Origin of the sequence: Saccharothrix texasensis, from assembly GCF_003752005.1 — a bacterium.
Taxonomy (GTDB): Bacteria; Actinomycetota; Actinomycetes; order Mycobacteriales; family Pseudonocardiaceae; genus Actinosynnema; species Actinosynnema texasense.
Genome location: NZ_RJKM01000001.1, coordinates 2672597 through 2686263, shown reverse-complemented (window position 1 = coordinate 2686263; position 13667 = coordinate 2672597). Strand labels below are relative to the sequence as shown.

Annotated in this window: 14 protein-coding genes; 8 read left to right on the top strand and 6 right to left on the bottom strand. The window is 71.4% G+C overall.

Annotation, left to right across the window (positions count from 1 at the left end; all coding sequences use genetic code 11):
* Nucleotides 1-12: 12 nt before the first annotated feature.
* Nucleotides 13-1284 carry a cytochrome P450 gene (locus EDD40_RS10460; RefSeq protein WP_123742733.1) on the top strand — a complete coding sequence of 424 codons (1272 nt, stop codon included), beginning with the start codon at nucleotides 13-15 and terminating at the stop codon, nucleotides 1282-1284.
* A gap of 11 nt (nucleotides 1285-1295) precedes the next feature.
* Nucleotides 1296-2363 carry a type III polyketide synthase gene (locus EDD40_RS10455; RefSeq protein ID WP_123747919.1) on the top strand — a complete coding sequence of 356 codons (1068 nt, stop codon included), beginning with the start codon at nucleotides 1296-1298 and terminating at the stop codon, nucleotides 2361-2363.
* Nucleotides 2364-2415: 52 nt separating this feature from the next.
* Here the strand turns inward: EDD40_RS10455 and EDD40_RS10450 are convergent, their stop codons facing one another.
* On the bottom strand, nucleotides 2416-2949 hold the full coding sequence (locus EDD40_RS10450; RefSeq protein WP_123747918.1) for an AAA family ATPase: 534 nt from the start codon (nucleotides 2947-2949) through the stop codon (nucleotides 2416-2418).
* A 63-nt stretch (nucleotides 2950-3012) separates the two neighbouring features.
* Here EDD40_RS10450 and EDD40_RS10445 point away from each other — a divergent pair, with 63 nt between their 5' ends.
* Complete coding sequence (locus EDD40_RS10445; protein ID WP_123742732.1) at nucleotides 3013-3918, top strand: alpha/beta fold hydrolase; 906 nt, start codon at nucleotides 3013-3015, stop codon at nucleotides 3916-3918.
* Here the strand turns inward: EDD40_RS10445 and EDD40_RS10440 are convergent.
* Both EDD40_RS10440 and EDD40_RS10435 read right to left on the bottom strand, forming a co-directional pair.
* The gene (locus tag EDD40_RS10440) at nucleotides 3908-4084 is read right to left on the bottom strand and encodes a DUF397 domain-containing protein (protein WP_123742731.1); all 177 of its coding nucleotides are present in this window, start codon (nucleotides 4082-4084) and stop codon (nucleotides 3908-3910) included. The genes EDD40_RS10445 and EDD40_RS10440 overlap by 11 nt on opposite strands.
* Nucleotides 4081-4938, bottom strand: a complete 858-nt coding sequence (locus tag EDD40_RS10435; RefSeq protein ID WP_246037581.1) for a helix-turn-helix domain-containing protein — start codon at nucleotides 4936-4938, stop codon at nucleotides 4081-4083. The genes EDD40_RS10440 and EDD40_RS10435 overlap by 4 nt, the downstream gene beginning before the upstream one ends.
* Before the next feature lie 92 nt (nucleotides 4939-5030).
* Here EDD40_RS10435 and EDD40_RS40975 point away from each other — a divergent pair, with 92 nt between their 5' ends.
* Nucleotides 5031-5252, top strand: coding sequence for a hypothetical protein (locus EDD40_RS40975; RefSeq protein WP_148088750.1), 222 nt, complete (start codon nucleotides 5031-5033; stop codon nucleotides 5250-5252).
* Here the strand turns inward: EDD40_RS40975 and EDD40_RS10430 are convergent.
* Nucleotides 5233-6621, bottom strand: coding sequence for a WS/DGAT/MGAT family O-acyltransferase (locus EDD40_RS10430; RefSeq protein ID WP_123742729.1), 1389 nt, complete (start codon nucleotides 6619-6621; stop codon nucleotides 5233-5235). The genes EDD40_RS40975 and EDD40_RS10430 overlap by 20 nt on opposite strands.
* A gap of 143 nt (nucleotides 6622-6764) precedes the next feature.
* On the opposite strand from EDD40_RS10430, the gene EDD40_RS10425 reads away from it, so the two are divergent.
* From EDD40_RS10425 to EDD40_RS10410, 4 genes are all read left to right on the top strand, one after another.
* The gene (locus tag EDD40_RS10425; protein ID WP_123742728.1) at nucleotides 6765-7574 is read left to right on the top strand and encodes an esterase/lipase family protein; all 810 of its coding nucleotides are present in this window, start codon (nucleotides 6765-6767) and stop codon (nucleotides 7572-7574) included.
* A gap of 340 nt (nucleotides 7575-7914) precedes the next feature.
* Nucleotides 7915-8808 (top strand): amino acid ABC transporter permease, encoded by an 894-nt coding sequence (locus EDD40_RS10420; RefSeq protein WP_123742727.1) that lies wholly within the window; start codon nucleotides 7915-7917, stop codon nucleotides 8806-8808.
* Nucleotides 8796-9560 (top strand): amino acid ABC transporter ATP-binding protein, encoded by a 765-nt coding sequence (locus EDD40_RS10415; protein ID WP_123742726.1) that lies wholly within the window; start codon nucleotides 8796-8798, stop codon nucleotides 9558-9560. The genes EDD40_RS10420 and EDD40_RS10415 overlap by 13 nt, the downstream gene beginning before the upstream one ends.
* A gap of 18 nt (nucleotides 9561-9578) precedes the next feature.
* On the top strand, nucleotides 9579-10529 hold the full coding sequence (locus tag EDD40_RS10410) for an ABC transporter substrate-binding protein (RefSeq protein WP_123742725.1): 951 nt from the start codon (nucleotides 9579-9581) through the stop codon (nucleotides 10527-10529).
* Between the two features lie 166 nt (nucleotides 10530-10695).
* Here EDD40_RS10410 and EDD40_RS10405 read toward each other — a convergent pair whose 3' ends face one another.
* On the bottom strand, nucleotides 10696-12534 hold the full coding sequence (locus EDD40_RS10405) for an FAD/NAD(P)-binding protein (protein ID WP_123742724.1): 1839 nt from the start codon (nucleotides 12532-12534) through the stop codon (nucleotides 10696-10698).
* Nucleotides 12531-13355 carry an amino acid ABC transporter permease gene (locus tag EDD40_RS10400; RefSeq protein WP_123742723.1) on the bottom strand — a complete coding sequence of 275 codons (825 nt, stop codon included), beginning with the start codon at nucleotides 13353-13355 and terminating at the stop codon, nucleotides 12531-12533. The genes EDD40_RS10405 and EDD40_RS10400 overlap by 4 nt, the downstream gene beginning before the upstream one ends.
* Nucleotides 13356-13667 lie beyond the last annotated feature (312 nt).

The window sequence follows — 13667 nt, the reverse complement described above, 5'->3', positions numbered from 1 at the left end:
CTGATGGGAAGGATGAGTTTCCGACGCAGACCGCCGCAGATCACCGCAGAGGGGGACGACGTGGTGAACGTCCAGACGCACCACCGCGAGGTCGTGCCCAGCTGTCCCTTTCGTCACGACGAGGCCTTGGAGCCCGACCCCTTCCTGACCCGGATGCGGACCGACTCGCCCGTCGCCAAGGTCCGACTGCCCTACGGCGAGGGCGACGCGTGGCTCGTGACGCGCCACGACGACGTCCGCACGGTCACCTCCGACCGCCGGTTCAGCCGGGCCGCGCTGATCGGCCGGGACTTCCCGCGCATCACCCCCGCGCCCATCGCGCAGCGCGAGGCGATCAACCTGATGGACCCGCCCGCCCTCAACCGGGTCCGCAGGCTGGTCGCCAAAGCGTTGTCCACGCCCCAGGTCGAGGCGCTGCGACCGTGGGCGCGGCGGACCGTGGACGCCCTGCTCGACACCATGGTCGAGCACGGCCCGCCGGCGGACGTGGTCGAGCACCTGGCGGCCCGGCTGCCCCTGATGACGATCTGCGAGCTGCTGGACATCCCCGAACCCGACCGGCCCGCGCTGCGGCGGTGGGCGGCGGCCATGATGTCGATGCGCCCCGCCGACCGGGTCACCGCCGCCGGCACCAAGACCGCGATGCGCGCCTACTTCGACCGGCTCACCGCCGCCCGCCGCCGCGACCCCGGCGACGACCTGGTCAGCGCCCTCGCCACCGCCCGCGTGAACGGCGACGTGCTGACCGACGCGGAGCTGTCCGTGCTGGCCATGCTGCTGGTCGTCACCGGCCACGACACCACCACCTACGAGATCTGCGACATCACGTACACGCTGCTCACCCACCCCGGTCACCTGGCGCGGCTGCGGTCGTGGCCGGAGTCGCTGCCCCGGGCCATCGAGGAGCTGCTGCGGTTCATCCCGTTCCGCCAGGGCGTCGGCATCCCGCGCGTCGCGCTGGAGGACGTCGAGGTGGGCGGCGTGACGATCAGGGCGGGTGAGGCGGTCCACGTGTCGTACCTGGCCGCGAACCGCGACGGGTTCGCCTACGACCGGCCCGACGAGATCGACTTCGACCGCGACGACCCGGTGCCGCACCTGACGTTCGGCCACGGCAGCCACCACTGCCTCGGCTCCCACCTGGCCCGGATGGTCCTCCAAGTGGCCATCGGCGGGCTGCTGGCCCGGTTCCCGACCCTGCGGTTGGCCGTGCCGGCGCGGGACGTGCGGTGGAGCACCGCCTCGATCTGGCGGTACCCGCTGACGCTGCCCGTCGCCTGGTGAGGGGCGGCGACGTGGCCACGCTGTGCCGGCCCGCCATCGCGGTGCCGGAGCACCTCATCACCCGGGAGCAGACCCTGGCGCTGGCCAAGGTCCTGCACCACGACCACCCGCAGCTGGACCTCGCGCTGCGGCTCATCGACAACACCGGCGTCCAGACCAGGCACATCCTCCAGCCGATCGGGGACACCCTCGAACACCCCGGCTTCGCCGTGCGCAACGCCCTCTACGAGAAGGAGGCCAAGTCCAGGGTGCCGGACGTGGTGCGCCGGGCGCTGGACCACGCCGACCTCACGGCCGCCGACATCGACCTCATCGTGTACGTCTCGTGCACCGGCTTCATGATGCCGTCGATGACCGCCTGGCTGATCAACGCGATGGGGTTCCGGTCCTCGACCAGGCAGCTCCCGATCGCGCAGCTGGGCTGCGCCGCCGGCGGCGCGGCGATCAACCGCGCGCACGACTTCTGCACCGCCTACCCCCGGTCGAACGTGCTGATCGTGGCGTGCGAGTTCTGCTCGCTGCTGTACCAGCCGACCGACCTCGGCATCGGCAACCTGCTGTCCAACGGCCTGTTCGGCGACGCGCTGGCCGCCGCCGTGGTGCGGGGCGAGGGCGGCGAGGGCGTGCGGATCGAGCGCAACAGCTCGCGCCTGGTGCCCGACACCGAGAGCTGGATCGCCTACGAAGTCCGGGAGACCGGGTTCCACTTCCTGCTCGACAAGCGGGTGCCGGGCACGATGTCCGTGCTCGCGCCCGCCATGCGGGACGTGGCCGAGCCGCACGGCTGGGACATCGCCGACCTCGACTTCTACATCGTGCACGCGGGCGGGCCGCGCATCCTCGACGACCTCGGCAAGTACCTGCGGCTGCCGCCGGAGACGTTCCGGTACAGCCGCACGACGCTCACCGAACGCGGCAACGTGGCCAGCGTCGTCATCTTCGACGCCCTGGAACGGCTCTTCGCCGACGGCGGGGCCGGGCACGGCGCACGCGGCGTCATCGCCGGTTTCGGCCCCGGCATCACCGCGGAGATCGCGCTGGGCACCTGGACCGCGTCCCGCGTGGCCGCGGTGACGTGACCGCGTGCGGGAGGTGGCCGAGGCGTGCGCCTCGGCCGGCGCGCCCGTCCTCCTAGAGGGTGGCGAGGACCTGGTCGGCCAGCTCCTCCGGGGTGTGCCGGTCGGCCCGGAGGACCAGCGCGTCCGCGGGCAGGGCGGCCCGTGCGGCGACGCAGCGGTCGACGTTGCCCAGCCGGAACTCGCGGATCCGCGCGTCGGCCTCCTCGTTGTACGGGTCCATCACCTGGGCCTCGATGCGCCGGCGCAGCTCGTCGGCCGGCACGTCCAGGAAGACGTGCCGCAGCGGGACGTCCGCGGCGGCGAGGAGCTTGAAGACCTCCTCCCGGTAGGTCGTCTCGACCAGCGTCATGGGCGTGATCAGGTGCCGCCCGTACTCGCGGTGCAGGGTGATCGCGAACTCGGCGGTCAGCTTGCGCCAGGCCGGGAGGTCCTGGAAGTCGCCGGTCTCCGCCGGGGGAGCCGACACCCGGAGCAGGAACCCGATGTGCTCCGGGTCGAACGACAGCGCGTCCGGGAGGCGGCGGCGCAACTCCTCGGCCAGGGTCGTCTTGCCCGCGCCGAAGGCACCGTTGATCCACACGATCATGTTCACCACATTAGGCGAGGGCCCCGGTCCCGACCGTCACCCGTCCGGGACATACTGACCGGTATGACGACACTCGACCACTGGGGCGGTACGAGCCGGCACGTCGACCTGGACGGCGCTCCGGTGCACTACGTCGACTTCGGCGGCGACGGACCGCCGATGGTGCTCGTGCACGGCCTGGGCGGCTCGCACCTGAACTGGTGCCTGCTCGCGCCCCACCTGGTCGACCGCTACCGGGTGCTGGCCGTCGACCTCGCCGGGTTCGGGCTCACCCACCCCGAGGGGCGCGCCACGACCGTGCCCGCCAACGCGCGGCTGCTGGAGCGGTTCCTGGCCGAGGTGGTCGGCGAGCCGGCGGTGCTCGTCGGCAACTCGATGGGCGGGATGGTCGCCATCCTGCACGCCGCCCGCCGTCCCGCGTCGGTGACCGCGCTGGCGCTGCTGGACCCGGCCGTGCCGCTGGCGCTGGGCGCGCGGCTGGACCCGCAGGTGGCGGCGGCGTTCGCGATGTACGCCGTGCCCGGCGTGGGGCAGTGGTTCCTGGCGAAGTCGCGGGCCGGGGTGTCGACGCGGCGGCAGGTCAAGCGGGTGCTGAACCTGGTGTGCGCGAACGCGAAGTCGGTGCCGGAGGAGATGGTCCTGGCCTCGATGTCGCTGCTGGAGCAGCGCGCCGAGATCCCGGGCCTGGACGAGGCGTTCCTGACGGCGGCCCGGTCGGTCGTGTGGACCGGGGCCACCCGGCGGCGGTACTACGCGGCGATGAGCAAGGTGCGCGTGCCGGTGTACCTGATGGCGGGCGACAAGGACCGGCTGGTGCCCGTGGCGTCGGCCCGGGAAGCGGCGCGCCGCAACCCGTCGTGGCGCTTCGACGTGCTGGAGGGCGTCGGCCACGTGCCGCAGCTGGAGGTGCCCGAGCTGGTGGCGACGCGGATCAAGGAGTGGCTCGCCGCCGGGAGCCTCACCGGCTGAGGAACTTCGCCCAGGCGTCACGCGGGAACGACAGCACCGGCCCGGTGGGGTTCTTGGAGTCGCGGACGTCGATCGCGTCGGGCACGAACCGCACCTCGACGCACGACGGGTTGTCCGCACTGCGACTCGACTTGAACCAGCCACTGCGGTCGGTGCGGTCCCTCACTCAAGCTCCCTGCGGATCTGCTCGATCAGACCAAGCGATTCGGTCCGGCCGAGGGCGTAACCCATGGCCTGGTCGTGAGCCAGATTGTACTCGCGCATCCGCATCGGTTGATCAATCAGATCCGTGGACGTGATCGTCTCCTGCCACACCAGCTCGGGCAGCCGGCTGCTGGCGAAGCCGAAGATGTAGAAGTTCGAGCCGCCGAGGGCGTTGTAGTAGTCGGCGGAGAACGGCACGATCCGCACGTCGAGCGTGTCCGGCAGCCGCTCGATCCTGTCCACCAGGTGCCGCAGCTGCCCGGCCATCACCTCGCGCCCGCCGACCTGCTGCCGCAGCGCGGACTCGGCGATGAGCGCGGTGAACCGGAGCGGGTCGTCCTTGTCGTCGAGGCGTTCCTGGCGCTTCATGCGCACCTCGACCCGGCGGTTCGCCTCGGCGAGCCGGATGCTGGGCCCGCCTCCGTGCATGACCGCCAGGGCGTAGTCCTTGGTCTGGAGCAGTCCGCTGATCAGGCCCGCGTTGTAGGCGCGGATGCCCTCGGCCCCGTGTTCGAAGCCGAAGTAGCGCAGCATGTCCGAGCTGAACATGGCGGAGTAGGGGCTCCACCAGGCGCGCTTGCCCGCCGCCTCCCGGAGTGCTTGCAGCTCCTCGATCTCCGCTTCGTCGAACTCGAGCACGGTGGCGAGCTCGGCCAGCTTGCTCGCGTTGATCTTCAGCTTCCCGTTCTCGATGCCCGAGATGTACGACTGGCTCGTGTCGATGGCCTTGCCGGCCGACACGGCGGTGACGTCCATGAGCTCGCGGCGCTCGCGCAGGCGGAGACCCAGCTCCCAGCCGGCTACAGACGGTGACATGGCCATGATTTATCACCCGATCGGGTTGTGCCACTTGCTAATATTACCAAGCCTCGGCACGATCTTAACAGAGGGCGGAGACGGGAGAAGGCATGGGTCGGGCTCAAGTTCACCTGTGGGCGCAGGTGCCGGGTGATGTGTGGATCAACTACGAGGTGGAGCCGGGAGGGGGCGCGGTGGTGTTCAAGATCGGTCAGGACGTGGAGCTGTACATCGAACCCAAAGCCCTGACCAGGATCAGCGAGGTGGCGGCGGAGGCGGTCGAGTCGGCGGGCGCGGCGGCGGCCGATCGTCTCAGTTCGCGGTCGTCGTGACCAGTTCGTCGAAGCCCGCGCGGATGCCGTCGGCGAGCACCTGGACGTCCGGCACGCCGTCGAAGTCCGCGTTGATGCCGAAGGTGATCTGGTCGAGGTAGGAGAAGATGCCCACGCTGACGCGCATGGTGCTGGCGATCGGCACGTACGGGTAGATCTCGGACAGCCGCCTGCCCAGCATGAACAACGGGATGCGGGGACCGGGGACGTTCGTCGTGACCGTCTGCAACAGCTGCTGCGGGAAGCGCATGGCGGTGCGCGAACCGAGGGCCAGCAGGGTGGGCGCGGCGAAGTTCGACAGGTTCGTGAGCACATCCGCGCCGGCCGCCTGGCGGCTGCCCTTGAGGTCGTCCATCTGCTCCCGGATCGACGCCAGTCGTGCCAGCGGATCCGGCTCACTGACAGGGAGGTTCACCAACACGGCACTGACCCGGTTGTTCAGCACGCCGCGCTCGGCGGACGACCGCATCGACACCGGCACCATGCTGCGCACCACCTGACCGTCGGCCAGGTCGTCGCGCTTGGCGAGCAGGTCGCGGAAACCGCGCGTCACCGCCGCGAGGATGACGTCGTTCACCGTGCCACCGGTGACCCGGCGGACGGCCTTGATCTCGGCGAGGTCCGCCCGGGCCCACACCCAGCGCCGGTGCGGTCCGATCGGCCCGTTCAAGGTCTTCGGGGTGCCGGCGGCGAGTCGACGGGCGGTCGTCGGCAGGCTGCCCAGCACGGCCCGGCCGAAGTCCAGCACCTCCGAGCCGCTGCGCAACCGCTTGGCCAGCGCCGGGAACTTGGCCAGGTGCGTGACCGGCGTCAGCACCGCGTCGCGCACGCCGTCCACGACCAGGTCCAAGGTCGACGGGTTGTCGGAGGGCTGCCACCGCACCGGCTCGGGGAGCGGCGCGTCCTCCCGCCAGTCCAGCAGCACCTGCATGAGGTCGCTGCCCGCGATGCCGTCGATCAGGCAGTGGTGGACCTTCGAGATGATCGCCCACCGGCCGCCTTCCAAGCCCTCGACCAGCCAGACCTCCCACAACGGCTTGGCCAGGTCCAGGCGTTGCGCGAAGAGCCGGCCGGCGAGGTTGCGGAGCTGGTCGTCCGCGCCCGGCGACGGCACCGCGGTGTGCCGGACGTGGTAGAGGATCTGGAAGTGCTCGTCGTCCACCCACATCGGTCGGCCGACGTGCAGCGGCAGTGCCTTCACCCGCTGCCGGTAGCGGGGCACCGTGCCCAGCTTCGCCGCGAACAACCGCACCACGTCGCCGTACGACGGCGCCGGACCTTCGAAGACCAAGACCGACCCGACGTGCATGGGCACGTTCTCGTCCTCGATGAAGAAGAAACCCGCGTCCATGGCGCTCATCCGGTCCATCGCCCGACCGTAGGCCCGTGGCGACCCGCTGGTCCAGGCAGGTGGCGCGCAGAAATCGAGACTTGCCGGTACTGGCGCAATCAACCGCCACGAAACATCATGGTCACCTGGGGTTCGCGCTCGACGCGGAGCGGGGAGGGGCCATGTCAGCACTGCCGCACGTCCCACCGGACCACCCTGACCTGCACGAAGAGCCAGCCGCCGGGCCCGATCCGGCGCCGGGCCTGCTCTGGTACCTCACCGAACCGACCCGCACCGCCGTCGGCATCGGCCAGTTCGCGGCCACCCGCTCCTTGCTGAAAGCCGCGCCCAGCGGCGACGGCCACACCGTCCTGGTGCTGCCGGGCCTGGGCGCGACCGACGCCTCGACCGCGACGCTGCGCAAGTTCCTCACCGGCCTGGGCTACGACGTGCACGGCTGGGGCCTCGGCCTGAACATCGGCCCGTCGGTCGGGGTCGTGCGCGGGATGCGCGACCTGCTGCGGGAACTGGCCGTGAACGGCAAGGTCAGCATCGTGGGCTGGTCGCTGGGCGGCATCTTCGCCCGCGAACTGGCCCGCGACCACCCCGGCACGGTCCGCCAGGTCATCACCCTGGGCAGCCCCTACGCCATGACCGACCTGAGCCAGACCAGGGTCAACCCCGTCTACCGGCTCCTGGCCAGGCTCTACGTCGCCGGCGCCGACATGCCGCCACCCGAGCACACCCGCCCGCCCTTCCCGGTGCCGTCCACGTCGGTCTACTCGAAGTCCGACGGCATCGTCGCCTGGCAGACCTGCATCTCCGCCCCCAGAGCCCGCCAGGAGAACGTCGCCGTCACCTCCAGCCACCTGGGCTACGGCTACAACGCCACCGTCCTCTGGCTGATCGCCGACCGCCTGTCCCAACGCCCCACCCGCTGGCGCCGCTTCACCCCACCGCCGGGCATGTCCCGGATGTTCCCGGAGCAGTAACCGGACCACCCGGCACCACCAGGACCGCCATCGGATCACTGCTGGGATGGCTGCCGGGATCGCTGCCGCCGCAGGACATCCCCGGCGCGACCACGCCCGCCCGATCCGTCGGACCGCGACATTCCTCTGTGGACCGGAGCGACGCTCCGGCGTTCGTCGATTCGGGTGAACCGGGCGGTTTGTCAACCACCTGACCACATCGTTCAGCACGTGGGCGTCCTTGTTCGCGCGCCGGCGGGGTGGCTACGTTTCCGCCCATCCCCAGGCGGCGGCCCCATCGCAGTGGCCCCCAGCGGCCCTCCGCGCCGCAGCGCCCTCCCCTCCCCGGAAGGACTCCGCCATGAGCGTGTCCGCGCGACCACGCCCGCGTGCCCTCGACTCGCCGGCGCCGAAGGTCGTCGCCGCCCGCCACCCGTGGCGGTGGGTGGGGATCGCGGTCGTGCTGGTCCTGCTGGCCCAGTTCGTCCACGGCCTGGCGACCAACCCCGGGTGGGACTGGGCCACGTTCGCCCGCTTCATCACCGCCCGATCCGTCCTGGACGCGGTCGTGGTCACCCTGGAGCTGACGCTCTACGGCACCGTCATCGGGTTCGCCCTGGGCATGGTGCTGGCCCTGATGCGGTTGTCGCGCAGCCGTTTCCTGGAAGCGGTGAGCTGGACCTACGTCTGGGCCTTCCGCTCGATCCCGCTGATCGTGCAACTGCTGTTCTGGTTCAACATCTCCTACCTCTACGAGGAGCTGAACTTCGGCATCCCGTTCGGTCCGACGTTCTTCGGCTTCCCGACCAAGGACCTGATCAGCCCGATGGGCGCGGCCGTGCTGGGGCTCGCGCTGCACCAGGCGGCGTACGCGGCGGAGATCGTGCGCTCCGGGGTCATCTCGGTGGACCACGGCCAGCTCGAAGCCGCCGCCGCGCTCGGCATCCCCCGGTCGCGCCAGCTGCGCCGGATCGTGCTGCCGCAGGCCATGCGCTCGATCCTGCCGAACGCCACCAACGAGGTGATCAGCCTCTTCAAGGGCACGTCCGTCGTCTCCGTGGTGGCCATCGGCGAGCTGTTCTACCAGGTCCAGGTGATCTACGGCCGCAACGCGCGGGTGGTCGCGCTGCTCATGGTCGCCACCGCGTGGTACATCGCGCTGACCACCCTGCTGTCGATCGTCCAGCACTACGTCGAGAAGCACTACGCCAAGGGCGCGACCAGGAACGAGGACGGGTGGAGATGGGCGAGGTGATGGTGGACGTCCGCGGCGTCCACAAGAGTTTCGGGGACAACGAGGTGCTGCGCGGCGTCGACCTCCGGGTCGGCGCGGGCGAGGTGGTGGTCGTGCTGGGGCCGTCCGGCTCGGGCAAGTCCACGCTGCTGCGCACGATCAACCACCTGGAGAAGGCCGACCGCGGCCTGGTCGGCATCGACGGCGACCTGATCGGCTACCGCCGTCGCGGCGACAAGCTGTACGAGCTGCGGGAGCGCGACGTGCTCCGGCAACGCGCCCACGTCGGTTTCGTGTTCCAGAACTTCAACCTGTTCCCGCACCTCACGGTGCTGGAGAACATCGTGGAGGCGCCGGTGGCGACGCGCCGGAAGCCCCTGGTCGAAGCCCGTGCGCAGGCCCGTCGGCTCCTGGACCGCGTCGGCCTGGCCGACAAGGAGTCCGCCTACCCGCGGCACCTGTCCGGCGGCCAGCAGCAGCGCGTCGCGATCGCCCGCGCCCTGGCGCTGGAACCGAAGGTGCTGCTGTTCGACGAGCCGACCTCCGCGCTGGACCCGGAGCTGGTCGGCGAGGTGCTCGACGTGATCCGGGACCTGGCCCGCAGCGGCACCACCATGATCGTCGTCACGCACGAGATCGGGTTCGCCCGCGACGTGGCCGACACGGTGGTCTTCATGGACGCCGGCGTCGTGGTCGAACAGGGACCGCCGGCGCAGGTCCTGGACGAGCCACAACACCCGCGCACCCGCGCGTTCCTGTCCAAAGTGCTCTGACCACACCCGGGAGTCCCGTTGTCCTTCCTGAAGATAGCCGCTGCCGTCACCGCCGCCGTCTCGCTGGTCGCCTGCGGCGCCGCCGGCGGGACGACCGAGGAGCAGGTGGTCGCCGGCGGCAAGACCGTGAACCTGGGCCCGGACCAGCAGCGCGTGACGGCCGACAAGGTGGACGCCATCGCGGCGAAGGTCCCCGAGGAGATCCGCCGGAGCGGCGTGCTCGTCATCGGCGGGTCGGTCAGCACCGCGCCGCCGCTGCGCTTCTTCGCCACCGACGACAAGACGCCCATCGGGGTCGAGACCGACCTCGCGGTGCTGATCGCGGGCGTGCTCGGGTTGCAGCCGCGGTTGGAGAGCACGTCCTGGGAGAACCTGTTCATCAGCCTGGACAGCGGCGCCTACCCGCTGGGCCTGTCCAACATCACCGTCACCGAGGAGCGCAAGGAGAAGTACGACTTCGCCACCTACCGGCTCGACACCCTGGCGTTCGAGGCGAAGAAGGGCGGGACGTGGCGCGTGGCCGGGCCCGAGGACGTGGCGGGCAAGGTCATCGCGGTCCAGTCCGGCACGAACCAGGAGAAGATCCTGGTCGACTGGAGCAGGGCCAACCAGGCGAAGGGCCTGCCCGCCACGGACGTCAAGTACTTCCAGAACCCGGCGGACTACTACCTGGCGCTGGAGTCCGGCCGGATCGAGGCCTTCCTGGGCCCTAACCCGACTTCGGCCTACCACGTCACCACGTCCGGCAAGACCGAGGTGATCGGCACCTTCTCGGGTGGCGGCTCGATCGTGGGCAAGATCGCCGCCACCACCAAGAAGGGCAGCGGCCTGGTGGAGCCGGTCGCCGAGGCCGTCGACCACCTGATCGCGACCGGCCGGTACGCCGAGGTGCTCGACCGGTGGGGCCTGGGTGACGAGGCCGTGGAGAAGAGCGAGATCAACCCGCCCGGGCTGCCCAGGACGGGCTGAGCCCGCACGGCGGTGGACATCGAGGGCCGCCGACGACGCCCGCGTGCCCGGCTCCCGAGCCGGCCGCTCGTCGTCGGCGGCCTCGTCGGCAACCCCTCGCCCGGCTCCCGCGCCGGATCGAGGCGTGGCACCCGGCCCCCGTGCGGCAGGACCGCCGTCCGCAGGTTCAGGCCACCGACTCGCCCGCACGCCCGGCCGCCGCGGCGAGGAAGTGCAGGACCTCCCGCGCGACCTCGTCGTTCTGCCGGAAGTTCGGCGCGTCGGTGCCGGGCCGGGCGAACGCCGCGTACGCCTTGCGGGTCGTGTAGGGACCGACCGCGAAACGCCGCGCGTGCGGCGTGCCGGTGGCGTCGACGACCCGGCTGTCGGACGGGTCGACCAGCACGAGGCCGTCGACGTCGGTCACGTCACCGGCCGCGGCCATCGACCTCAGCAACGGGTCGGCGGTGTGCGCCAAGGTGTGCACGGGCAGCCGCGCCTCGATCAGCCCGGTCGCCCGCACGACGTGCGAGGGCACGCTCGGACTCCCGGCCACGAACACCCCGTCCTCCGCGCGGACCCACACGTCCGCGCCCAGGAACCGCACCACCCCCGCGCGGGACAGCGCCACCAGCTCCTCCAACCGGTCCGGCGGCGGCCCGCTCGCGATCGAGCTGAAGAACCCGTGCCACCACCCGTCCTCGCCGCGCAGCCGTCCGGTCGCGGACAGCGCCGCGAACTGGCCGTACACGCCCAGCAGCGCCAGGAACGCGCCCAGGTCCGCGCTGAACGCCCGATCCGAGCGCCGCGCGACGTCCGCCGTGACGTGGGCGCGCAGGAACTCCTGGAAGGCGTCCGACGAGGGGAACCGCACGCCGTCGAGAGGGCGGTCCAGCCGGTCGAGGTCGAGGCGATCCGCCTCCGCCGGCACGCTGTCGCGCACCAGCGCCCGCATCTCGTCGCTGTCCCAGTCCAGCTCGGCGAACCGCGCCGAGAACGCCTCCCACGGCTCGCGCACCCGCGACGGGTGCCCGGTGAACAGCTCGCGGTAGTGCCCGTACGCGATCTCCTTGGCCATCAGCGGCCACACGTCCCGGCGGAAGTCGAGCCCACCGGGACGTGCCGGCAGCCGCGACGCGACGAAGAACCTCGGCGGCCCCGGCGGTTCCCCGCGCAGCCGGTAGCCGGTCTTGGAGTGGTACGGCGCGCCGCGGCGCGAGCCGACGTGCAGGCGGGGTTCACGGCCGGACGGGACGTACCGCAGCACCCCGTCGTCCCGCACGAACCGGCCGCCGCGCCCCTCGCCCAGCAGCACCGCGAGGTCGACGAACGCCAACCCCATGCCCCGCACCACGACGTCCGCGCCGGCCGGCACCACCGAGAGGTCCGCGTCGGCCGTGTAGCCCGGCGGCAGGTAGGTGAGCCCGTGGGCGGCGGCGTGGTCGGCGAGCTCCCGGTGCTCGGGCGCGACCACGGTGTCCAGGTGCCCCAGCACGAGCACGACCACGTCGGCCACCAGCGGCTCGGCGCGGTCCGCGAGCCACACCCGCTGCCGCACCTGCGCCGACCCGGTGATCCGCACGACCTTCGTCGCGTGCGTCGTCACCGAACTGCCGTCGGGCAACGACGACACCGCACGCTCGTGGAACCACTTCAGGTACGCGCTCTGCACCCGCCTGCTCGGGAACGACGTGGGCCCCATCGCCGCAAGCTCCGCCCGGACCTCCGGCGCCAGCGCCACGCCGGACAGGCACGACGCCGCCCAGTGCGCGAGCGACGGCCCCGGCCGGATCGGACCCGCGCACGTCACCGACGAGTCGGTGAACACCGTGACGTCCTCGGCCATGGAGTTCATCCGCAGCAACGGCGACTGCTCGTGCCGCCACACCCGGCCCGCGCCGGCCGGGAACGGGTCGACCAGGTGCACCTCCAGCGGCCCGTCGAACAGCCCGGAAGCGTTTGCGCCCAAGCGCTCCAGGATTCCGGACGCCCGAGGTCCGGCCCCCACCAGGACGACGGCGCTCATCGCGCGCCACGCCCGTAGTAGCGCTCGACGTAGTGCTGACCGACGCCGAGCAGGCTCGTGACGACGACGTACCAGACGGTGGCGACGAGCAGCAGCGGGATGATCAGGTAGTTGCGGTTGTAGATCAGCTGGACGGAGTACAGCAGGTCCTGCACGGCCAGCACGCTCACGATCGACGTGCCCTTCAACGTGCCGATGAGCAGGTTGCCCGCCGCCGGCACGATCGACCGCATCGCCTGCGGCGGCACGATCCGGCGCAGCACCCGCCACCGCCGCAGCCCCAGTGCCGCCGCCGCTTCGGCCTGGCCCGCGTCCACGGACAGGATGCCGCCGCGCACGATCTCGGCGGCGTAGGCGGCCTCGTGCAGCACCAAGCCGATGATCACCGACGTCATGGGGCCGATCACCGGCGTGGCGCCGGACAACGCCGGGTACAGGGCGCCGAAGTTGAACCAGAACAGCAGCTGCACCAGCAGCGGCACCGAGCGGAACAACCAGACGTAGCCCCAGCTCACGCCGGCCAGCACCGGGTTGCCGGACAACCGCATGACGGCCAGCACCCCGCCGATGACGAAACCGAGCACCACCGTCACCGCGGTCAGCCACAACGTCAGCCACAGCCCGCGCAGCACGGCGTCGGTGGCGAAGTAGCGGAGCACCACGTGCCACTGGAACCGCTCGTTGGTCGCCGCCGACCACACCACGACACCGACCGCGGCGACCACGAGCGCGGCGGAGGCCCGGCGCCAGGGACGGCGGAGGGGGACGATCGAGGCGGTCTCGTCGGACCGCGGTGGCGAGAAGAGGGCGGACGCGCTCATCGGTGGCTCCAGAGCAGAGGGAACACGACGGTCGGTGCCGCGTCCCTCAACGCCGCGCGGTGATCGTAAGCGCGCGTCGGCGAGGCCGGTCAAGGCATTCCGGTATCTGGACGCGGTCGGACGTCCGTTGACGACGACCCGTGCCGCTGTTGCACTGGGGCCGTGGACAACCCGCGGCTCGTCACCCGCGACCACATCGACTTCGGTCGGGTGTGGTCGGCCTCCTGTCGGGGCTGACGCCCGCGTTCCACCCCTCCCGTCGACCCCGCGCCGTCTCCCTCAACGCCGCGGGCGCGTCGACGTCTTCTCCCA